Origin of the sequence: Streptomyces canus, assembly GCF_030816965.1 — a bacterium.
Classification (GTDB): domain Bacteria; phylum Actinomycetota; class Actinomycetes; order Streptomycetales; family Streptomycetaceae; genus Streptomyces; species Streptomyces canus_E.
In genome coordinates, this window is record NZ_JAUSYQ010000002.1 from 8,726,574 (window position 1) to 8,747,055 (window position 20,482).

Sequence of the window (20,482 nt, forward strand, 5' to 3'; positions counted from 1 at the left end):
TCATTTGGCTTAGAAGCCGTTGTCTTTCCGAGAGTGACGGGTGTGTTCCCGCTGGTCAGGTGTAGGGGTGGTGTTTCGGCGGGAGGGACGGAGTGTCGTGTCGTCTCTTCAGTGGAGGTGCCGGGATGCCGTCGGTGATGGGGTTGCTGGAGGAGCGTGAACGCGTCGCTCGGCAGCGGGTGGAGGCTCTCCAGGCCGAGCTGCGGGAAGCGGAGGCGGTGTGGGAGCGGTTCGTGATCGCCCGTGAGACGGTGGGTGAGGTTCTGGCGGAGCCGCGCGGAGGCGAGGACGTGGCGCCGGTCGTGGTGGCTGGCGAACGGCCGGTTCAGGTCAGGCAGGCGGTGCCCGGCTCAGTGGTGCCGCGCTGGGAGGAAGGGCTCGCCCCGGCGGTTCTCGCGTCGGACTACCGGCGGATCATGGACGTTTTGGCCGGCGGGAATGGAACGCGCGGGGAGGCGATGGACTGTCGCCAGCTCGCGGCCGCGCTCGGACTGGAGCCGGTCCCGGCGAAAGTGGAAGGGGTGCGGTCGAAAGCCAAGCGGCTGGCCGCACGGGGCTGGCTGGCGGAGGAACGTCCGGGGCTGTTCAACGTGCCCGTCGGGCGAGGCGGCGGCTCATGACTGTGCTCATCGCCCACTTGATCACTGCCTCCGAGGTGTCGGTGCGCGTCTCGTAGTCGCGGGCCAGCCAGCGTGAGTGCATGAGCCAGGCGAACGTGCGCTCCACCAGCCATCTCTTCGGCAGCACGGTGAAACCGCTGGTGTAGTCGCTGCGTCTGACCACGGTCAGTGCGATCCGCCAGGCGTCGCGGGCGAGGTCGACCAGGCGCCCGGTGTAGCCGCCGTCGGCCCACACCCGCGTGACGCGCCAGTGCCGTTCACGCAGCCGGGCCAGGAGTGTCCGTCCCGCGTCCCGGTCGGTGACCGAGGCCGCGGTCACCATCACGGCCAGCAGCAGTCCGAGGGTGTCCACCACGATGTGCCGCTTGCGGGCGTTGACCTTCTTCCCGCCGTCGAATCCCCTGGTCACGGCCGGTACCGATGCGGCTGCCTTCACCGACTGCGCGTCGATGACGCCCGCCGTCGGCTCCGGATCCCGGCCCGCGGCCTGGCGGACCCGGTCGCGCAGCCGGTCGTGGAACTCTGCGGTCAGCCCCTTGTCCCGCCAGCGCCGGAAGAAGGCGTAGACGCGGTCCCACGCGGGGAAGTCCGCGGGCATCGCCCGCCAGGTGATGCCGCCCGCGACCAGGTAGCGCACCGCGTCGACCATCTGCCGGTGGCAATAGCTCTCCGGTTGCCCGCCGCGGCCCTCGAGCCAGCCGGGAACCGGCATCGCGTCACGTACGACGGCCCACTCCGCGTCGCTCATGTCCGACGGATACTTCGGTCGCCTGTACGGCCGGTCCCCAGCGTTCCCGAACCGGTGAGCGAGACAATCACACGACAGAGACGCCGAGTTGGACGACATCGACGCCGGCACGGAAGACTGCAGCACCAGGGGCCTCCTGTTGCTCGGTTGGATTCGACACCCACGAGCTGTGCGGGAGGCCCCGCTTTCATGCCCTGTCGGCCACGAGATCACCCGACCGAGTCGACGACCTCGAACTCACGCCCACCAAGATCGATAGAGCAACAGCTTCTTAGACAACTGAATGATCACGGATCCCGTGTCCGCTCTGTCATCCACCCCAACCAGCGACACCCTCACGCCAGTTGGGCGATCCCGGGAACTTGCGCAAGCCCTGCGGCGGTGGCGCAGCCGAGGCCGCCAATCATATGAGCCCGGCACGGATGGCGTACGACACCGCCTGCACCCGGTTACGCAAGCCGAGGCGGATCATGACGCCGGACACGATGTTCTTGATGGTGCGCTGGGAGTAGCTCAGCTCGACGGCGATCTCGGACAGGGTCATTCCCTCCGAGACCAGACGCAGGACGTCGATCTCCCGGCAACTGAGCCCGGAGGCGGTCAGACCCTTAGGGCTGAGGACCTCGCGCTGGACGTATTCGAGCTGATCCAGCAGTCGGCCCTGGATTACTGGGGGCAGATACACCTGCCCGACCGCCACGGCGCGCACCGTCTGTACCAGCGCTGTGCCATCCGTCTCGGCTCGCCACAGCACCGCCCGCACCCGATGCTCTGCCATAGCGGCCGGGTCGACGTACCAGCCGCCGTCCGCAACTAGCACGAAACGGGCCTGCGCCCGTGCGGGCAGAGCCCGCAGCAGATCCAGCGCCGAGGCGTCGACCGAGCTGACCGCGACCACCACGGCCTCGGCCTCCTCCACGGCCGTTATGGTGACCTGCGGACCCCTACCCAAGCACGCCGCCAGACCGGCCTTGGTGACCGGATCCGCCGCTTGCACCGCCGCACGCACCGACTTCACGGCTCCTCCAACCGGGTTCGTGATGGAAAGTTTTAAGTCTCAATATGAGCGGCTTCCCCGCATCAGCTACGCCGGGCCCGTCGGCCTGACCGGCCTGCGGAAGCGCTGCCGGTCACCTGGCCGGGGGGCGGTCCCACAGGGCCGCCGTGTACACGTCCGCCGTCGCCGCGACGGCGGTGTCCCAGCCGAAGCGGTGGGCGTGCCGGGTCGTCGGCGAAGGCGCGAGGCCATGAAAACGGTAACGGGCGGAACCGGTGAGGCAGCCGAGGCCATCGAGCTCACAAGTGGCAGAGGTTCGGCGACTCCTGGCAGCTTGTCGGCCCCGGCCCCCACACCCGCGCGGACGTAGAGGCAGACACCATGCGATGAGCTGGTCGCACTGGCGCCGACGACGCCAAGCGATCGCCCGCCGCTGTCATTACCTGCGGCGTGGTCGCACGATCGAGGGTAGGGGCGAGGCGAGCCAGCCGCGTCGTTGCAGTTCCCCGGTGAACTGCCGGTATCCCTCCTGAAGTACGGAAAGTTGGGCGGGATCGGGTTCAGCGGTCACGGCCGTGCGGACCATGTGGCCAACGGCCTCCCCGATGTCGTCGTACAGGGTTCCCGCGGCGGCGAGCACCGCCGCCCCGAATCCGCTCGACGGCTCGGCGGGGACTTCCAGCGGACGGTCGAGGACCGTGGCCCGGATACGGAGCCACGCTGTGCTGCGGCTGCCGCCGCCAACGGCACGCAACGGTCCGGAGATGGCCGCCCCGGCTGCCGCGAGCACCTCCAGCCCCAGCCTTTCGGTGAACGCCGTCCCCTCCAGGAACGAGCGGAAGATGTCGGTCTCCCCTTCTGAAGTGCCGAGGGTGAAGCCGGTGGCGTCGGGGACCCGGAAGGGGAAGCGCTCACCGGTGCGGGTCAGGGGGTAGCGCAGGTGCCGGGCCGGGCCGTGCAGCCAGGCCGCCTCGTCGAGAGCAGGCAGGTCACGCGCTGGGTAGCGCGTCTGGAGCGCGCCGGCTCCGACGTTGCTGGCACCGCCGGGCCACCACAGCCCGTCCGGCGCGCGATGGCTGTAGAAGGCGCCGTACGGGTCCATGATCTGCCGCCGGGAGACGGCCTTGATCACCAAAGTCGTGCCAAGTACACCCACGCCCTGGCCCGGACGGACCGCTCCGGCGGCGATCTGTCCGGTGCAGCCATCCGTCATCCCCAGTACCAGTGGAGTGCCGCTCGGCAGCCCGGTGCGCTCCGCGGCCCTCTTGTCGACCGTCCCGACGATCCGCCCGGGCCTTTCCAGCGGTGGCAGTTGGGACGAGGAGACTTCGGCGGAGTCGAGCAGCGCCTGTGGCCAGGTCAGGGTAACCGGGTCCGCGCCGGTCTTGAGGGCGTGGCTGGTGTCGGTCGGGAGCAGCCGTCCGGCGAGCGCGGCGGTCACGGTGTCGGCGACATGCAGATAGCGCGGGGCCGGGGTGTACCGCTGGAGCCAGGCGACTCGGGCCAGCGCGTCCGGCAGGGCGGGGGCGGCCTCCGGCCCGGTCCGGGTGCGCTGGTCATCGTACATCACGGCGGGTCCGGCCCGGTTGCCGTGCTCGTCGCACGGGACGACGGTGCCCGAGGTGGAGGTGACGCAGACACCGGCGACCGGGCGGGGGCCCAGCTGAGCGGTGAGCTCGGCAAGGACGTCGAAGGACACCGCGGCGTACACGGCATCCTGTTCGCTCCATCCGGTGCGGGGGTGGGTAGGTGGTGGCAGCGGCGCGCTCGCAACGGCGAGTACGCGGCCTTCGCCGGTGACGGCGACGGCCCGTACATCCGCTGTGGCGATGTCGACGCCGATGGTCACCGCCGTCATGAGGCTCCGCCGGACAGGAGCACCTGTGCCAGTCCGGTCAGGTCGTCCACGGCCAGGTCGGGTTCGGCGAGCTGTTCCGGCGTCGGGTGCGGTGGCGCCTCCCCGCGCAGCACCCAGACGGTGCCCAGGCCGACGGACCGGGCGGGGCGGACATCGGTGTCGAGCCGGTTGCCGACGTGCACGGCCTGCCCGGCCGCGACCCCGGCCTTGTCCAGCGCCCAGTGGAAGAGTTCCGGATCCGGCTTCTCCTTGCCGACCAGTGCCGAGACCCCCCATACGTCGATCAGATGGGTGACACCGTCGCGGGTGAGGGCGTCGACGACACCGGCCTCCTGGTTGGCGATGACTCCGGTACGCACCCGGCCGTGCAGTGCGCGCAGGCACGGGAGGACATCGGCGTACAGCGTTCCCGGGTGTTGTATCCAGTGCCGGCGGGTGCGTTCGTGCAGCAGGGCCCGTTCGTGCCGCCCGTCGAGGAACTCCTCGCTGAGCGCGCCTCGCAGCGAACCGCCCTGACGGGCCCGCGTCTCGTCGTAGAGGGTGGTGAAGCGGTCCCGGTCCGCCGGTCCCTCGCCGCGTTCCGCGCGGATCTCATCCAATGCGGTGAGCACGGCCGTGGCGAAGTTCGCGTCATCGTAGACGGGGCCGCCGATGTCGAAGAAGACGGCCTCGATGCGTGTGGGCAGGCTCACTGGCCGGCTCCTCTCAGCAGCCGACGACGTAGGTCCTCGTCGGGTCGGGCGGCAAGGGCGTAGGCGGATTCCACCGCAAGAGTGGCCAACGAGCCGGACCCCAGGGCGATCCGCCGCACCCGGGCGGCCTTGACGCACATGGCGGTGATCGCCTCAACCTCCTCGGCGGTGCGGCCAAGGGCGACAATGCCGTGATTGCCCAGGAGTACCAGGCGGGGCGGGGCCCCGTGGGTATCGATGTGCCGGCGGATGGAGGCCAGAGCCGCCCTGCCCAGGTGCAGACCGGGCGGCAGGTAGGGGACCCAGGCCGGGCGGCCCAGGACGACGGCCTCATCGGGGAAGAGCGGAGCGGAGAACAACTCCTCCGCCTCCTCGGTGGACAGCATGCCGACCACGGCGGTCGGATGGGTGTGGCCCACCCAGGCCGCCCCGCCGGCGGCGATGGCCGCGAGGTGCACCAGGGTCTCGATCGACGCCGAACGGGCAGGGCCCGGCCGGCCGGCCGGCGAGGCCGACAGCAGAGCGGAGAGTTCGTCCTGGCTCGCGCGCGGGCGCTCCATCAGTTTCAGCAACGGTTCGGGTTCCACGACGACAAAATCGTCGGTGGAGGCGCGGTCCATCCGGGATCCGCTGGCCTTCACCACGAACCGGCCGTCGGGGAGCACCGTCGAGGTGTTGCCCTCGGCGAGGATCGCGAGGTCGGCGATCGGATCGCCGAGCCGCCGGGTCAGGGCGACGAGGCTCTCGGGGACAAGAGCGGGGTCGCTCAGGACATTCATCTCAGGCTCCCGTAACTGCGCATGGTTAGGCTGTTGAGTAGAGCGGACAGCAGAAGGACCGCGCCGAGGGCGAGCATCTGGTACTCGCCGCCCTCGGAGGTGTTGAACATCAGCAGGATTCCGGTGTTGAGCCAGGTGACCAGCAGAGCTGCGAGGACCACCCCGCCGACGCGGCCGATTCCGCCGGATACGGCGACGCCGCCGAGCACGGCGATGGTGATCGCGGGCAGGGCCATGCCGTTTCCCGCGGAGCCCGCGTCGGGTCGTGCCGAGGCGAACTGGGCCACGGTGAGGACAGCCACCAGTCCGGAGAGGAGCCCGGAGGTGGCATACGCCCGAAACCGCAGTCGGCGGACCGAGACTCCCGCGAAGTGCGCCGCTGTCTCGTTGGTGCCCACGCCGTAGAGGCGCCGGCCGAATGTGGTCAGGTTGATCAGCAGCCACAGCACGACAGCGGTGGGCAGCATAAAGGTGAGGACCTGGGCGGGGAAGGGCGGAATCACCGATTCCAGCCCCGGCACGGTGCTGGAATGGGTAATGCTGGAAAGGTTCTGGATGCGTTCCGTGGAGATGGGGTCGCTGTTGTGCAGGCTCAGCGCGATGGAACCGAAGGCATAGCCGGCGGCGAGGGTCGCGATGAGCGCGGGAAACCTCAGGTAGGCGATGAGGAAACCGTTGAGCGCTCCGAGCAGCCCGCCCAGCAGTACGGTGACAGCCAGTGCGGGCAGCAGCGGCCAGTGCCAGATTCCATAGAGGTAGCCGAAGGCCATGCCGGCCAGGCTGACGATGCCGCCGACAGACAGGTCGATGCCGCCCCGGCCGGCGACCATGACCACCAGCTCAGCCAGGGCCAGCAGGCAGACCGGCACCATCGAGTCGAGGTTGGCTCCCAGATAGGTGCTGTCGTACGGGGCGATCAGATAGCCGCCGAAGTCCAGCGTCTTCATCCAAATGAGGAGAACGATGAGCAGAACCCCCAGCAACGCCACCCGCTCGGTCAGCAGAAAGTGCACGGCCCGCGCGACCGGGCCGGCCTGTGCCGGCCCCGTTCGAGTGTCCGAGGGGGGCTGTTGCCGGGGCTCCGGCGTTCCCTCGGTCGTACTCCGGGTCTCCTGGAATTGCTCGGTCCGCCGGCTCACAGTGCACTCCTCCGGCGCTCGCGCAGCAGGTCCGCACCCACCGCGATGATGATGAACACGCCGACGAACAGGTTCGCCAGTTGTGACGGCCAGCCGAGGAGCGTGACCGCGCTGGACACGGTGCCCACCAGGATGGCCCCGAGCAGGGTGCCGAGCACCGAGCCGCGCCCGCCCAGGACACTGGTGCCGCCGATCACCACTGCGGCGATGACCTGGAGTTCCAGACCGCTTCCGATGTTGCGCTGGACGGTGCCGCCGCTGCCGACCATGAGGCAGGCGGCCACACCCACCAGCGCACCAGTAAGGACGTAGGCGCCGATCTGGCGCCGGGTGACCTTGATGCCCGCGAGCCGCGCGGCGGACGCGTCCCCGCCGACCGCGTACCAGTGTCGCCCGGTGACCCGGTGGCGCATGTGGAACCAGACGACGGCGCCGATGACCACCGTCAGCCACCAGGCCACGGGGACGCCGAGAAACAGGCCTTCCCTGCCGCCACCGAGGAGTCCGAAGGTGCCCGGGACGTTGTCCACGTTGGCTGATCCGAACAGTTGCAGCGCGACGAAGCGGAAGACATAGAGGGTGCCGAAGGTGACCACGATCGGATGCACGCGCCCGTAGGCCACCAGTGATCCGTTGACGGCGCCCAGCAGCACTCCGGCGAGAACGGCGACGAGCATCGCCGCATACCCCGGCACCCCCTGGTCACGCACCAGTCGGGCGGCGATCACGGCGACGACGGCGACGCCGCTGCCCACCGATACATCGATTCCCGCGGTGACCATCACCGCTGTCATACCGACGCCGATGACAGCGACGGGTGCCACCGCGAACAGAACGCTCTGCAGATTGCCCGCGGTCAGAAACGTGTCGGTGGTGAGCGCGAGAAACGCCCAGAGCGTGCCGAGCACCACGGCGAGGACGATCTCCTGGCCCTCGACGGGGCGGGCAACCGGACGTCTCGGTGCGCGGGGAGCGATCGCTGTCGTCATGACCGTTCCACCTCCTCTCCTTCCTGTTGGTTGTCAGTGGACTGCCGGGTGGTCCCCGCTGCGGCCCGTTCCTGGGATTTCTCACCCGCGGCCGTTGCCAGGACATCCGCCTGACTCGCGCCGCGGCCGAATTCGCCGACCACCCCTCCGCCCCGGAGCACCAGGAGCCGGTCGGCCAGCTGGAGCACCTCGGGCAGGTCGGTGGAGACCAGGAGGACCGCGTTGCCTGCGTCGGCGAGATCGAACACCAGTTGGTGAATCTCCGCCTTGGCGCCGATGTCCACGCCCTGGGTCGGCTCCTCCAGTACCAGGACGCGTGGTTCTCCGGCCAACTGGCGAGCCAGGACGACTTTCTGCTGATTGCCGCCGGACAGCCGGCCGATCGGGGTCTTCGCCGTGGGCGCCTTGACGGCCAGGCGTTTCATGAAGTCGGCGGCCAGGGATGCCTCCGCTCCGCGGTCGAACCAGAAAGCACGGCTGAGCCTGCGCAGATGCCCGACCGAGATGTTGAAGGCGATGCTCTTGTCGGCGAAGACGCCCTGCACCTGCCGGTTGGCCGGCAGCAGGGCCAGCCCCGCCCGCGCGGCAGCTTCCGGGATGCCGGTGGCGACCGGCTCACCGTCGATTCGGACACTGCCGCGGGCCGCCGGGTCGAGGCCGGACAGCGCGTGTGCCACGGCGTCGGTGCCGGAACCCACAAGGCCGTACAGGGCCACGATCTCCCTCGGCCGTACGTCGAGGTCCACGTTCTCGAAACGTCCGGACCGGCTCAGCCCACGGACCTCCAGGACATGCCCGTCCCCGGGCCGCGGACGGGTGACAGCCGTCTCGGACAACGGCCTGCCGACCATTAGTTCAGCGATCTGGCGCACCGTGGTGTCCTGTGTGGAACGGGTGGCCACCACCTGACCGTCGCGCAGCACGGTCACCCGATCGGCGATACGGGCGATCTCGTCGAGCCGATGGCTGATATAGATCACGCCGACGCCGTGCTCACGCAGTCCGCGCAGCGCGGTGAAGAGCCGGTTGATCTCACGATCGGTCAGAATGGCCGACGGCTCGTCCAGGATGAGGATGCGGGCGTCGCGGGCGAACGCCTTGGCTATGGAAACGAGTTGCTGCTCGGCCACCGCGAGGTCGGCGACGCGTACATCGGCCAGTTGCGGATCGACACCGAGCCGCGTGAACACCTCGGCGACCCGCTGTCGTTGCCGTGCCCAGTCGACCCTGCCCCGACGGCGCAGCTCACGCCCGATGAAGACGTTCTCGGTAACGGTGAGTTCACCGAAGAGCCGGGGATCCTGGTAGACGGTGGCGATCCCGGCGTCCAGGGCGTCACCGGTGCTGCCGTGGACGAGCACGGTGGAACCGAGCAGCACCGTGCCCGTATCCGGGCTCTCCGCACCAGAGATGATCTTGATCAGGGTGGACTTGCCGGCGCCGTTCTCGCCGACCAAGGCGTGGATCTCGCCGCTGTCGACGGTGAACTCGACGCCACGCAGCGCCTGAACCCCTCCATACGCCTTGCGGATACCACTCAGGCGCAGGCCCTCGCCCGCCGGGGCGACGGGTGTGGTGGTCGTCACGTGTACTCTCCCTCGGTCGGTCGGGCTGGCCGTACGACGGTCCGCCCGACCTGGCGGTCAGTAGTCGAACTCGCCAGCGTTCGCCTTGGTGATGATCAGGGGCTCACCGAGGAGCAGCATCTTCTGGTCGGCGGTGTAGGTCACGGCCGGCATCGAGGCGTTGACCTTGTTCGATACCTGGAAGGACTTGTCCGCCGCGAGCTGGGCCCCCGCCCAGGCCGTGAGATAGCCGAGGTTCTGGACATCCCACAGCACGGACGCGCTGGACGAGCCGTCGTTCAGGAAAGGCTTCATGCTGGTCGGCGTCCCCACGCCGACCGTGAAGACCTTGCCGATCTTCCCGGCCTCCTTCACCGCCTGCGCCACGCCCGGTGCCGAAGTGGTGCACTCACCGACCAGACCCTTGAGATTCGGATGGGCGCTCATCAGGCTCTTCGCCATGGTGACCGCCTGCGCCTGGTCCTCACCCGCGTAGACGATGTCGGCGATCTTCAACTTGGGATACTTGCTGGCGGTGTACGACTTCTGCTCCGCGATCCACGAGTTCAGATTGGCCGCGGTCTGACCGCAGGAGACGATCGCGTACTCGCCCTCACCACCCGTCGCCTTGGCGATCTGGTCGGTGAGCGCCCGGCCGATACCCTCCGCGGTGGCCTGGTTGACGAAGACCTGGCGGGCCGAGTTGGGGGCGTCGGTGTCGGTCGTCATCACCTTGATACCTGCCTGCTTCGCCAGCTTGAGTACAGGCGCCAGCGAATCGGGGTCATTGGGCGCGACCGCGATCACATCGACCTTCTGCTGGATCAGCGACTTGACGATGTCCGCCTGGGCCGCCGCGTCGCCGGTGGTGGCGCCCTGGTAGATCCACTGGATCCCCAGCTTCTTGGCCGCCGCCTTGCCGCCCGTGTTCATCGCCTCGAAGTACGGGATGCCCTGCACCTTGGGGACGAACGCGACCTTCACCGCGCCCGAGGAAGCCGTGGAGGCCCCCGAGGTGTTCTCGTCCTTCTTGCTGCAACCGGTGAGAACCAGCGCCCCCGCCGAGGCGGTGGCGATGACCGTGCTCATCCAGCGCCGGGAATATCTCATTGCTGCTCCGTTCAGGCCTCGCCAGGGGCGAGGCCGTCTCTGTGGGATGGACCGATACGGTCGGCCGGCCGCCAGGGGATCGGAACCCCTGTTCTCGACGGCGCCGGCCGAACAGGGCCGCACGCCTTACAGGTCTGGGCCAGTGCCCCGGGAGGGAAGCTGGTGCCGCTTCCGGCGGAATCCGCACATCAGGAAGCGGCGGTCGGTGTCCGTGATCGCAGGGCGGCCGGAAGCCCTCGTAGGGCAGCCGCCCGGGTTCTCCGCCGACGCCGCGAGCGCGCCTGCCGGGGCACGAGAAGCGGAGACGACCGGTCAGGGGGTGGGCAGGGCCGGTGCCAGTGATCACTGGCCCTGGTGTCAGGGCAGGTGAACGACGGTTCGGTTGCTACGCCGGGACACCTCGCGCATCTGGTCCAGGCCGTTCAACTCACCGAGTGCCGCGAGTTGGACCAGGATGTTCCCGTCAGAGGCCGCCTCCACCGGGCCCGCGTGCACGGGAATTCCGGCGGCCCGTGCGGTCATCTCATTGAGCAGCTGGTTCCTGGACCCGCCGCCGATCACCTGCACCAGCGGCGCCGGGCGGCCGGTCGCGGCGGCGAGATCGCCCAGAACCTTCCCGTAGCGCAGGGCCAGACTCTCCAGCACACACCGGGTGACCTCACCGACACTGTCCGGGACGGGCTCGCCGTGCTCACGGCAGTACGAGCGGATCCGCTCCGGCATGTCACCGGGACCGGCGAAGACGGGGTCGTCCGGGTCGATGACGGACCGCTCCGGCGGGGCCTGCGAGGCGAGGGTGACCAAGTCACCGTACGCCAGCTCGTTCCCCTCCCTGGCCCACTGGCGACGGCACTCCTGGAGGATCCACATGCCCATCACGTTGCGCAGGAGACGGACCGTTCCCTCCACCCCGCCCTCGTTGCTCAGATTCGCCGTGCGCGCCGCCGCGCCAAGGACTGGTTGGCGGGTCTCGACCCCCACCAGCGACCAGGTACCGGAGGAGATATATGCCGCTGACGCGTCGACCAGCCCGGCACCGACCACGGCACTGGCGGTGTCGTGGCCGGCCGGAGTGATCACCCGGGTCCCGGCCAGCGCGGGTGAGCCGATCAGCCCTGGCAGAAGCGGGCCGAGGTCCGTACCCGGGTCGACGATCTCCGGCAAGGACGCTGTCGGAATCCCCAGCTCGTCCAGCAGGCCCGTCGCCCAGCGCCTGCTCCGGATGTCGTACGCGCCGCTGGTGGTCGCCACGGTGTGTTCCACGACCGCGGTACCGGAGAGCAGGTAGTGGAAGAGGTCAGGGATCATCAGCAGCGTCGCGGCGCCGTCCTGCCGGACCCGGCCCCGCGGAGTGCGTCGTTCGGCCAGCAACTGGTAGACGGTGTTGACGTCCATCAGCTGGGTGCCCGTGGCATCGTAGAGCCGCTCCGCCCCGACGGTACGCACCGCCTGATCGAGTGCTCCCTCGACGCGCAGATCCCGGTGGCTGACGGGATCGTCGACGAGGGCACCCTGCTGGTCCAGCAGCGCATAGTCCAGGCCCCAGGCGTCCACACCCACCGAGGCCAACCGGTCGACGCGGGCCGCCGCCATGTTCAGGCCGGTCCGGATCCCGGACCAGATCCGCGCGACGTCCCACCGCAGTGCGCCGTCGGTCTGCCGTGCGCCGTTGGCGAAACGGTGCACCTCCTCGCTCTCCAGCCGGTTCCCGTCGAAGTGCCCGAGGATCACGCGGCCGCTCTCCGCACCCAGATCCACTGCGGCGACATGCTTGACAGCGCTCATGGCTGCTCCTCGGCGGACGGCGCGATCCGGTGCGTCGTGACACCGGTTCCGTCCCACGCGGCGACCGTCTCGTCGTTCACCTGGCTGTCGGTGAACAGGCCGGTGACGCGGTCCGCCCGTGCGAAGGCATGCAGCGCGAACGTGCTGATCTTCGAAGAGTCGAAGAGCGCGTAGACATCACGGCAGGCCGCGGCGAGCTTTCGCTTGGCTGCTGCCTCCTCCGCGCTCAGCTCCAGCAGCCCGTGCACGGGGGACACCGACCGTACTCCGAAGAACCCGTGCAGCAGTGGACCGCCCCGGGACAGGGAATCGGTGAAATCCCCGATGAGGGACCAGGACGAGCGCCGCAACGTCCCACCGGTGAGAATCACCGTCGCGGAATCGCTCAGCACTTCGGCCGCGCGCAGACCGTTGGTGACCACCACCAGTCCTTGCCGTTCGCGCAGAATCTCCGCCAGGAAGTAGCACGTGGTGCTGCAGTCCAGCGCGATCGCGTCGCCGTCGTGCACCAGACCGGCAGCCGCACGGGCTATTGCCCGCTTGGTCTCAGCGCGATGCCGAAGCCGCAGCTCAAAGGCGCCCTCGTCGGATCCCTCGTATCCGATCGCGCCCCCGCGGACCCGGCGCAGCAGTCGACGCCGTTCCAGCGACTCCAGGTCCTTGCGGGTCGTGACGGGCGACGTTCCGAATCGCACGCTGAGATCCGCCACCGCTACCCGGGATTCGCTGTCGAGTAGACGGAGGATTTCCATTTCGCGTTCATGCGACGAAAGGGCCAACACGTAACCTCCGTGTTTCCAGTGGATGGCTTGGCCCGAAACATACGTCGGCGGAAGTCGCGCGGTCAATGCTCGAAATAGAAGTGGCCCTTTAACGAGTTTCGAAAGACATCGCTCTGCTTTCGCTTCGCAGGCACAGTCCCTGGCCGCCTGGCGACGCGCCGGTGCACGCGCTCACCAACTTGGCGAGCAACTGGCTCCGGGACCGGGCGGATTGGAGGTCCGGATGATCATGGGAATGGGCAGATCCACTGTGGGTACGGCGACGCTCCGGAGCTCGAGGGGCCGGTGACATCCCGAGGTCGCCGGACCACACAGGGGTCGTAGCCCCTGTGACACGCACGGCGGCCCCGACCGTATGTGCGACATCCCGCGGTGCGCCACGAGGCGCCAGTGCGCCGTGAGGCGCGGTGAATCGAAGGAGGTGCAAGACCTCCTCGCCAGCCTGTCGCAGCAGGCTGGTGGGAGCTGAGCGCAGTCCGACCCGGGAGACGCCGGGAAGGGCGGGAAGCAGCGCTGACAAAGCCGGGACGGCCTGGAACTGCCAGACGGGCCGGGTCCGGCGAGCGAGATCAGAGGGCATACGAGAGGAATCAGTGGTAAAGCTCCGTAAGCGTGGCACCGGCTCAAATCTGGTGGATATGGGCCGGGTTGCAGTGCACAGTCCGCTCGTTGGGCGGGCTGACTCCGTAGCCGACTTGGCGTGTCGGTGGGGAGGCCACGGTGAAAGCCTGCGGCGTAACCGTGGCGATGCTGCCGGGGCAAAGCTGGATGCCGGACTGATCGATCGATTCACCGTGAACACGGGAACCATCCCGCATCGCTCCCTTGGCCCGGTAGCCATCTGGGTTCTTGGGATAGATGCGTCGTCTGTCGAAGGTGCGGGATGGGGCGGAGGCCCCGTAGTAGTCCGAGCGGGCGAGAGGCCCGTGCATGGCGAAGGGGGCCAGCAAGTCGGCAGTACGGATGCTGGAATGCCGGGAGGCCGTTGGTGAATACCGACGAGCTGGAGTACGTCTTGTCCAAGGCGGAACGCCGGGTACTGGAGATCCAGACCAAGCTGCACCGTTGGGCCAGTGATGATCCTCATCGCAGGTTCGATGATCTGTACAACCTCGTCACCGACCCGGGCTTCCTGCTGGTCGCCTGGGATCGGGTGCGGAACAACAAGGGCGCGCGCACGGCGGGAGTGGACGGCGAGACCGCCTACTACATCGAGTCCGTGCGTGGGCTGGAGGGGTTCCTTGCGGAACTGCGAGAGGACCTCAAGGCTCGCACCTTCCGGCCCCTCCCGGCGCGGCGGCGCGCGATTCCCAAGGCTGGCGGCAAGGTCCGCTATCTAGGGATCGCGACCATCCGCGACCGGGTGGCTCAGGCGTCCTTGAAGCTGGTGTTGGAGCCGATTTTCGAGGCGGATTTCCGCCCGTGTTCCTACGGGTTCCGTCCGAATCGCCGGGCTCATGATGCGGTGGCTGAGGTGCACCATTTCGCATCCCGCTCGTATGAGTGGGTGGTTGAGGGTGATATCAAAGCCTGCTTCGACGAGATCTCGCACTCCGCGCTTATGGACCGGGTGCGGGGACGCATCGGAGATAAACGTGTCCTGACCCTGGTGAAGGCGTTTCTGAAGGCAGGCGTCCTCGATGAGGACGGCACGCTGGTGGATACCGACGCCGGAACTCCGCAGGGGTCGATTCTTTCCCCGTTGCTGAGCAATGTGGCTCTCTCGGTTCTGGACGAGTACATCGCCCAGGGGCCGGGCGGGCCAGGAGCCAGCCCTTATGGGAGGGCCAAGCGGCGCCGTCAAGGTCTGCCCAACTACCGCCTCGTGCGGTATGCGGACGACTGGTGCCTGCTCGTCTCGGGCACCAAAGCGCACGCCGAAGCCCTGCGGGAAGAACTCGCCGGGGTCCTGTCCACGATGGGCCTGCGCCTGTCGCCGGAGAAGACCCTGATCACCCATATCGACGAGGGTCTTGCCTTCCTCGGATGGCGCATCCAGCGTCACCGGAAGCGAGGCACCGGCAAACGATACGTCTACGTCTATCCGGCCAAGAAGGCCCTGGTGACCATCATGGCCAAGGTGAAGACGGTCTGCCGGCGGAGCACGAACCTGCCGCTCCAAGACCTGCTGCGTCAGCTCAACCGGATGCTGCGGGGATGGACCGCGTACGTCAAGTACGGATGCTCGAACGCGACTTTCAGCTATCTGAGGGCCTACCTCTGGAAGGAGATCGTCAGATGGCAGGAGCGCAAGCACCGGCGTGTTCCCTGGAAGGCACTACGCCGACGCTACGGCATATGGCCCGCCGAGGGCGGGACGGAGCTGTTCGACCCGGCACGGGTGAGCGCCAAGCGCTACTACTACCGGGGAACACGTATCCCGACGCCTTGGCCGAGCACAGCATGAAGTGAACACAAACCCACGGGACTTGTGGAGAGCCCGGTGCGCTTAGCGGTGCACGCCGGGTTCGGGAGGCGACCCGGAGAAACGGGCTGGTCGTGAGACCAGTACCGCGCTCCGGGTCGACCTCACTGAAATCGAGTGAGGGTGAAAGGACCTCACCGCCGGTCAGTCGCAGCTGACCGGTGAAGCTGGGGCAGCCGAAGTGCGGAAACGCGCGCAACGGTGAGAGCAGCCCCGACAACGTACGGGACGGGTTGGCACTGTCAGATGACCCGGGTCCGGCTAGCTTGATCTTTAACGTCCGGCGTCGAATGGTGCGTCGGACTTGATCACTCGGTCCGGTAACTGCCGTACGCGGAAGCGGCCTTCGTCTGAACATGGCTCCGACAAAGGAAGACACACGTTCAGCACGAAGGCCGTGAGAATGAGTCTGCTGCATCGCAATGCCCGGCAGGAGGCGTTGGCGGAACTGTCACGCTTCCCTACGTTGTTCTGCGGGACGCGGTGAGCTCTTCGTATGGTTGACCCGCCCAGGGGCGTCGGGTGTGGCTTTCACGCTTCTGCCGCTTGTGGCTTGCCCGGACTGGCCGCCGGACGCCCCACGACGACTCGGCTGCCAATTAGGAATTGCGAATGATCGCTCCGTAGGGAATCGACAGCGAGGTCGTCCGTCGGGAGGCACCAGCAGCACACCGCACGGAGGCACCACATGGCCGCAATCTGGGCCGGCATCGATGCCGGCAAGACTCACCACCACTGCGTCGCAATCGACGAGGGCGGCCGTCGGCTGCTGTCGCGACGCGTCACCAACGACGAACCCGAACTGCTCGAACTCCTCAACGATGTCCTGGCCCTGGGCGACGAGGTGATCTGGGGTATCGACCTGGCCGACGGCGGAGCCGCTTTGGCCATCGCGATCCTGATCAACCACGGTCAGCCGGTGTGTTACATCTCCGGCCGGGCCATTCACCGTGCCTCCGAGGGCTACCGCGGCGAGGGAAAGACCGACGCCAAGGACGCCGCCGTCATCGCCGACCAGGTCCGCATCCGCCGTGATCTGCACCCCTTACGTGTCAGCGACGAGACCGTCACCGACCTCAGGATCCTCACCAACCGCCGCACGGACCTGGTCGCTGACCGCACCCGCACCGTCAATCGGCTCCGTGCCCAGATCACCAGCATCTTCCCCGGCCTGGAGCGGGCCCTGGACCTTGCTAACACAGGCCCGCTGACCTTGCTGACGGGCTATCAGACTCCGGCAGCCCTGCGCCGAATCGGCGCCAAGCGGCTGGAAGCGTGGCTACGCAACCGCAAGGTCATCCGCGCTGACCGGCTCGCCGGGACCGCTGTCCAGGCCGCCGAGCGCCAGCACACAAGTCTTGCCGGGGAGGAACTGACCGCTCAGCTGGTGCACACGCTGGCGAAGGAGGTGATGGTCCTCAACCAGCAGATCGACGAAGTGGACAAGCTCATCGAGGCGCGGTTTCTCGACCATCACACCTTCGAAGTGATCACCAGCATGCCCGGGCTGGGTGTCATCCTCGACGCAGAGTTCCTAGCTGCCACCGGTGGCGATATGGCTGTCTTCGGCACCCCTGACTGCCTTGCCGGCTTCGGTGGTGTCGCGCCCGTCCCCCGCGACTCGGGCAAGATCAGTGGGAATCTGCGGCGTCCCCAGCGATACAACCGCCGCCTCCAGCGGGTCTTCTACACCTCGGCGTTGTTCAGCATCCGCTACTGCGAGGATTCACGGCGCTTTTACGATCGCAAGCGCGCCGAAGGCAAGCGTCACACCCAAGCGGTGCTCGCCCTCGCCCGCCGCCGTGTCAACGTCCTAATTCCCGTGTAACGAGCTCACCGGCCCTCGCCGGTCGGTGAGGTGGTTCGAACGGGTTGTGACGCCTGCACTGCTCCGGGCCGCAGGTCTGCGATGAGCACGGCTGCGCAACCCAGCTGGCGAGTGGTGGCCTCGTGAGTGCCGGTGGATACCTCTCAACGTCACGGCCAAGATGCCTTCCCAGAGAGCGGCGCCATTCGGTGCTCTCGTGGCCGCCACCCACCCAGCACTGACGCTGCTGGCGGTTGTGTGGGCTCCGGACGCACGCCTTCTTTCAGCCCGGCCATGATGTCTCCGCCAAGATCGGCGGCGTTCGGCGCCTTCGCGGCCACCAGCGGCGTCAACACCGTTCGCTTGATCACTCGTTGGAGCTGGTGGTGCGAGCCCGCCGCACGGTGATCTCTTGCATTCCCCGAGCCGTCCGAGCTCTGGGAACAGACCGGGGCCCGTGCGGTGAGCTGGTGCCACGAACGGCTTGTGAGGTGTCGGCCCGTTCCTTGATCGAGGCCTGGAATTAGGTCGCTGCGTGGCCCCGCATGCGCTCGTGACCAGCGCACACACCCGCACTTCGAGGAGGGAAAGTTGATCTACTGCGGCATCGACTGGGCCGAGAAGACGCACGACGTCGCCCTGGTCGACGACGACGGCACGCTCCTGGCCAAGCGCCACATCACAGATGACGCGACCGGCTACAAGATCCTGCTGGATCTGCTCGCCGATCACGGCGACACCGAGGACACCCCGATCCCGGTCGCCATCGAGACCTCCCGCGGTCTGCTCGTCGCGGTCCTGCGCACCGGGAAGCGCCAGGTCTACGCCATCAACCCGATGGCCGCCGCACGCTACCGCGACCGCCACGCGGTCACACGGAAGAAATCCGACCCTGGCGACGCCCTCGTCCTGGCGAACATCCTCCGCACCGATATGCACGCCCACCGGCCGTTGCCCCAGGACAGCGATCTCGCCCGCGCCATCGCCGTCCTCGCCCGCGCCCAGCAGGACGCCGTTTGGAACCGGCAGCAGCTCGCCAACCAGCTCCGCTCGCTCCTGCGCGAGTACTTCCCCGCCGCTCTCGACGCCTACCTGCATTGGCAGAACGGTCTCTGCCGCCCCGAGACCCGCGTCCTGCTGGAGCTCGACCCCACGCCCTCGCGGGCGGCCCGGCTGTCGCTTGCGCAACTGCGCTCGGCGCTCAAGCGCGCCGGCCGCCAGCGCCGGATCGATGCCGATGCCGAGCGCATCCGCGAGGTCCTGCGGGCCGAATACGCGCACCAGCCGCCACTGGTCGAGGACGCGCTCGGCAAGCAGATGCTCGCTCTGCTGCGGCAACTCGAAGCCGCCTGCACGGCCGCCGACCAGCTCGCCGAGGCGGTTGAAGAGGTTTTCCCTCAGCATCCGGACGCCGAGATCATCCTGAGCCTCCCCGGGCTCGGCACCCAGCTCGGCGCCCGGATCCTCGCTGAGATCGGAGACGACCACGCCCGCTTCGCCACTGCCCGCGGTATGAAGGCCTACGCCGGTGCGTCCCCCATCACCAGAGCGTCCGGCAAGAAATCCAGCATCACCAGACGCTGGGTGAAGAACGACCGGCTCAACCACGCCGGCTACCTGTGGGCCTTCGCCTCACTGACCCACTCACCGGGCGCAAAGGCCCACTACGACCGCCGCCGCGAGGCCGGGGACTGGCACGCCGCCGCTCAGAGAAACCTCTTCAACAAGATGATCGGCCAGCTCTACCACTGCCTCCAGAAGCACATCCTGTTCGACGAGAACCTCGCCTTCCCCACACAACTTCTCGAAGCTGCTTGACGACTTAGCTCCGTGAGGTGTCTCTGGGCCCTTCTGCGCGACGGGCGGTGCTACCAGCCGGAGCCGCCAATCGCTTTGGCGGCTTGACAAAAACCATTAGGAATCCGGGGCGAGTTCTACTCCTGTCTCGCCGCCCGTTCGGACGCGCTGTTCGAGCTGGCTGATGCAGTGTTGTGCGGTGACGGCCCGGTGAGGTCGCTGGCCGAGCTGTCCCTGGTGGGCGAGCACCGCCGCGGTCATGGCGGGCTCTACGCCGCTGTCGCCCGTGGCCGAGTCGATACCGACCGGCTGCGGCGGGCCCTGGCCACGGTGCCACTGCCACGGGCCGCCGAAGGCCGACTCGTCCTGGCCATCGACATCACCTGCTGGCTGCGGCCCGACGCCCACACCTCACCATAGCGGATCCTGTGCCACACCTACGGCCGAGGCAAGGACCAGCACATCCCCGTCCCCGGCTGGCCCTACTCGATCATCTGCGCGCTCGAGCCGGGCCGCAGCTCCTGGACCGCGCCCCTGGACGCACTCCGCCTGGAACCCGGGGACGACTCCGCCACCGTCACCGCCCGGCAGCTGCGTGATCTGCTGGAGCGATTGATCACGGCGGGGCAGTGGCAGGCGGGCGACCCGGACATCGTCGTGCTTGCGGACGCCGGATACGACGCGCCTCGCCTGGCATTCCTCCTGGGCGACCTGCCCGTGCAGGTCCTGGCCCGGATGCGATCGGACCGAGTCCTGCGCAGGACCGTCCCGCCCCGCCAGCCACACACCATGGGCCGACCGCCCCGGCACGGAGGCGAGTTCGTCTTCGGCCAGCCCGACACCTGGGGCACTCCGGACACCGAAACCATCACCGACACCGGCCTCTACGGCACCGCCACCGCACGCTCCTGGAACCGGCTCCACCCCAAGCTGACCCACCGCTCCTCCTGGGCCGCAGCCGACGCCACCCTCCCCATCATCGAAGGAACAGTGATCCGCCTGGACATCGACCACCTGCCCAGTGGAGCAACACCGAAGCGGTCTGGCTGTGGTGGTCAGGCACCGGCACAACCCCCGCAGACACCGAACGCCTCTGGCAGGCATACCTGCGGCGCTTCGATATCGAGCACACCTTCCGCCTGTTCAAGCAGACCCTCGGCTGGACCTGCCCGAAGATCCGCACCCCAGAAGCGGCGGACCGCTGGACCTGGCTGATCCTCGCCGCCTACACCCAACTACGGCTCGCCCGCCCGCTGGCAGCCGACCTGCGTCGTCCATGGGAAAGGCCCGTCCCATCAGACAGACTCACTCCCGCCCGCGTCCGCCGGGACTTTAGGCACATCCGCCCCAAGACCGCGAGGCTGTCGCACGGCTCCTGCCCGGTGAAAG

16 protein-coding genes and 1 pseudogene are annotated in these 20,482 nt (G+C 68.2%); 5 read left to right on the plus strand and 12 right to left on the minus strand.

Features of this window, described 5'->3' with window-relative positions; translation table 11 throughout:
- Nucleotides 1-125: 125 nt before the first annotated feature.
- Nucleotides 126-620, plus strand: a complete 495-nt coding sequence (locus QF027_RS40780) for a hypothetical protein (protein WP_307080458.1) — start codon at nt 126-128, stop codon at nt 618-620.
- Here QF027_RS40780 and QF027_RS40785 read toward each other — a convergent pair.
- The 12 genes from QF027_RS40785 to QF027_RS40840 all read right to left on the minus strand — a co-directional run bounded on the left by QF027_RS40785 (nt 586) and on the right by QF027_RS40840 (nt 14,014).
- The gene (locus QF027_RS40785) at nt 586-1,368 is read right to left on the minus strand and encodes an IS5 family transposase (protein ID WP_307080459.1); all 783 of its coding nucleotides are present in this window, start codon (nt 1,366-1,368) and stop codon (nt 586-588) included. The two genes, QF027_RS40780 and QF027_RS40785, sit on opposite strands and share 35 nt — an antisense overlap.
- Before the next feature lie 403 nt (nt 1,369-1,771).
- Nucleotides 1,772-2,287: a helix-turn-helix transcriptional regulator gene (locus tag QF027_RS40790; protein WP_307080460.1), complete on the minus strand. Its 516-nt coding sequence runs from the start codon at nt 2,285-2,287 to the stop codon at nt 1,772-1,774.
- Nucleotides 2,288-2,804: 517 nt separating this feature from the next.
- Nucleotides 2,805-4,223, minus strand: coding sequence for an FGGY-family carbohydrate kinase (locus QF027_RS40795; protein ID WP_307080461.1), 1,419 nt, complete (start codon nt 4,221-4,223; stop codon nt 2,805-2,807).
- On the minus strand, nt 4,220-4,915 hold the full coding sequence (locus QF027_RS40800) for an HAD family hydrolase (RefSeq protein WP_307080462.1): 696 nt from the start codon (nt 4,913-4,915) through the stop codon (nt 4,220-4,222). The genes QF027_RS40795 and QF027_RS40800 overlap by 4 nt, the downstream gene beginning before the upstream one ends.
- Entirely contained in the window at nt 4,912-5,694 is a 783-nt protein-coding gene (locus QF027_RS40805) for a class II aldolase/adducin family protein (protein ID WP_307080463.1), read from the minus strand. Before QF027_RS40805 ends, QF027_RS40800 begins: the two co-directional genes overlap by 4 nt.
- Nucleotides 5,691-6,833, minus strand: a complete 1,143-nt coding sequence (locus QF027_RS40810) for an ABC transporter permease (protein ID WP_307080464.1) — start codon at nt 6,831-6,833, stop codon at nt 5,691-5,693. The genes QF027_RS40805 and QF027_RS40810 overlap by 4 nt, the downstream gene beginning before the upstream one ends.
- Nucleotides 6,830-7,822 (minus strand): ABC transporter permease, encoded by a 993-nt coding sequence (locus QF027_RS40815; RefSeq protein WP_307080465.1) that lies wholly within the window; start codon nt 7,820-7,822, stop codon nt 6,830-6,832. Before QF027_RS40815 ends, QF027_RS40810 begins: the two co-directional genes overlap by 4 nt.
- Nucleotides 7,819-9,408: a sugar ABC transporter ATP-binding protein gene (locus tag QF027_RS40820; protein ID WP_307080466.1), complete on the minus strand. Its 1,590-nt coding sequence runs from the start codon at nt 9,406-9,408 to the stop codon at nt 7,819-7,821. The genes QF027_RS40815 and QF027_RS40820 overlap by 4 nt, the downstream gene beginning before the upstream one ends.
- Nucleotides 9,409-9,465: 57 nt before the next feature.
- Nucleotides 9,466-10,497, minus strand: a complete 1,032-nt coding sequence (locus QF027_RS40825; protein ID WP_307080467.1) for an autoinducer 2 ABC transporter substrate-binding protein — start codon at nt 10,495-10,497, stop codon at nt 9,466-9,468.
- Nucleotides 10,498-10,854: 357 nt separating this feature from the next.
- Nucleotides 10,855-12,282, minus strand: coding sequence for a rhamnulokinase (locus QF027_RS40830; RefSeq protein ID WP_307080468.1), 1,428 nt, complete (start codon nt 12,280-12,282; stop codon nt 10,855-10,857).
- On the minus strand, nt 12,279-13,034 hold the full coding sequence (locus tag QF027_RS40835; protein ID WP_307080469.1) for a DeoR/GlpR family DNA-binding transcription regulator: 756 nt from the start codon (nt 13,032-13,034) through the stop codon (nt 12,279-12,281). The genes QF027_RS40830 and QF027_RS40835 overlap by 4 nt, the downstream gene beginning before the upstream one ends.
- A gap of 653 nt (nt 13,035-13,687) precedes the next feature.
- A complete protein-coding gene (locus QF027_RS40840) occupies nt 13,688-14,014 on the minus strand; it encodes a hypothetical protein (RefSeq protein ID WP_307080470.1) in 327 nt (108 codons plus the stop codon).
- Between the two features lie 38 nt (nt 14,015-14,052).
- Here QF027_RS40840 and ltrA point away from each other — a divergent pair, with 38 nt between their 5' ends.
- The 4 genes and pseudogenes from ltrA to QF027_RS40860 form a co-directional block, all read left to right on the plus strand.
- Nucleotides 14,053-15,471, plus strand: a complete 1,419-nt coding sequence (gene ltrA, locus QF027_RS40845; RefSeq protein ID WP_307080471.1) for a group II intron reverse transcriptase/maturase — start codon at nt 14,053-14,055, stop codon at nt 15,469-15,471.
- Nucleotides 15,472-16,177: 706 nt separating this feature from the next.
- On the plus strand, nt 16,178-17,317 hold the full coding sequence (locus QF027_RS40850; RefSeq protein ID WP_307080472.1) for an IS110 family transposase: 1,140 nt from the start codon (nt 16,178-16,180) through the stop codon (nt 17,315-17,317).
- Nucleotides 17,318-17,887: 570 nt separating this feature from the next.
- Nucleotides 17,888-19,114: an IS110 family transposase gene (locus QF027_RS40855; RefSeq protein ID WP_307080473.1), complete on the plus strand. Its 1,227-nt coding sequence runs from the start codon at nt 17,888-17,890 to the stop codon at nt 19,112-19,114.
- Between the two features lie 102 nt (nt 19,115-19,216).
- A pseudogene (locus QF027_RS40860) lies at nt 19,217-20,481 on the plus strand (NF041680 family putative transposase); the annotation flags it as partial.
- Nucleotide 20,482 lies beyond the last annotated feature (1 nt).

Excerpts from the sequence above, each read along its gene's own strand:
- QF027_RS40825 (WP_307080467.1), bottom strand. The coding sequence starts at position 10,497 with ATGAGATATTCCCGGCGCTGGATGAGCACGGTCATCGCCACCGCCTCG.
- QF027_RS40830 (WP_307080468.1), bottom strand. The coding sequence starts at position 12,282 with ATGAGCGCTGTCAAGCATGTCGCCGCAGTGGATCTGGGTGCGGAGAGC.
- QF027_RS40835 (WP_307080469.1), bottom strand. The coding sequence starts at position 13,034 with ATGGAAATCCTCCGTCTACTCGACAGCGAATCCCGGGTAGCGGTGGCG.
- QF027_RS40785 (WP_307080459.1), bottom strand. The coding sequence starts at position 1,368 with ATGAGCGACGCGGAGTGGGCCGTCGTACGTGACGCGATGCCGGTTCCC.
- QF027_RS40795 (WP_307080461.1), bottom strand. The coding sequence starts at position 4,223 with ATGACGGCGGTGACCATCGGCGTCGACATCGCCACAGCGGATGTACGG.
- QF027_RS40850 (WP_307080472.1), top strand. The coding sequence starts at position 16,178 with ATGGCCGCAATCTGGGCCGGCATCGATGCCGGCAAGACTCACCACCAC.
- QF027_RS40805 (WP_307080463.1), bottom strand. The coding sequence starts at position 5,694 with ATGAATGTCCTGAGCGACCCCGCTCTTGTCCCCGAGAGCCTCGTCGCC.
- QF027_RS40780 (WP_307080458.1), top strand. The coding sequence starts at position 126 with ATGCCGTCGGTGATGGGGTTGCTGGAGGAGCGTGAACGCGTCGCTCGG.
- QF027_RS40815 (WP_307080465.1), bottom strand. The coding sequence starts at position 7,822 with ATGACGACAGCGATCGCTCCCCGCGCACCGAGACGTCCGGTTGCCCGC.